Raw genomic sequence first — 757 nt, forward strand, 5'->3', positions numbered from 1 at the left:
AGCTTGAGTATCTAGATAGTATGACGCTGGGTCAAGCCATGCAAAACCGCTCTTTTTTATAAGGTTTTGCTTACATCAAAGTCTTGCCCCTTTCATTTCGTGAAATTGTTATAATTGCTTTATTATTGTTCTCTTTTTTAATTTTATTAAGACGCAGTATTGCGTTTTATTTTCTCCTATTTATGCAGGTATCTGCCCGTGTCCAACAACGTTTCAAACGCTTCAGTCAAATCAAACCCTTCTGAGATTACTGACAACTCATCACAAAAAGCAGCTGATACTGAGATGACATCAGTAGCGACACCTTCGGAATCAAATGATGTTGCACTGGATGTTGATGCAATTGATATCGATGCACTGTTGGATATCGCTGATGCCGTCGATGTGACTTGGGTACGTGAGCAGCACCAATTGGTTGAGGTGATCAATGCCTTGGCAACTTGTGGCCGCGTCGCACTAGATACTGAGTTTATTAAGCGCGACACTTACTATCCGCGTTTGGCACTCGTACAGTTAAATACGGGTAATCACGTATATTTACTGGATGCGCCTGAGTTGCAATTATCTGAGTTGTGGGACGCATTACGTAAAGTCGATGTGGCCATCTGGCATGCTTGCGGCGAAGATCTCGGTCTTTTTTATCTACTCTCTGGCTGTCCGCAATTGACCAATATTTTTGATACGCACATTGCGCTGTCTTATTTCACAGGTCCCCTGCACCTATGCTCTCAGCAAGCGCTTACTTATCAGCTATACC

1 protein-coding gene and 1 pseudogene are annotated in these 757 nt (G+C 42.9%); both read left to right on the top strand.

Features of this window, described 5'->3' with window-relative positions:
- Positions 1 to 62, top strand: a 62-nt coding sequence (locus ACS8FC_RS16935) for a hypothetical protein (protein ID WP_439297644.1), incomplete at its 5' end; no start/stop codon positions are given.
- 136 nt (positions 63 to 198) lie between these two features.
- Positions 199 to 757: pseudogene (locus ACS8FC_RS16940) on the top strand (ribonuclease D); the annotation flags it as partial.

The organism is Psychrobacter sp. 1Y4 (genome assembly GCF_051847555.1).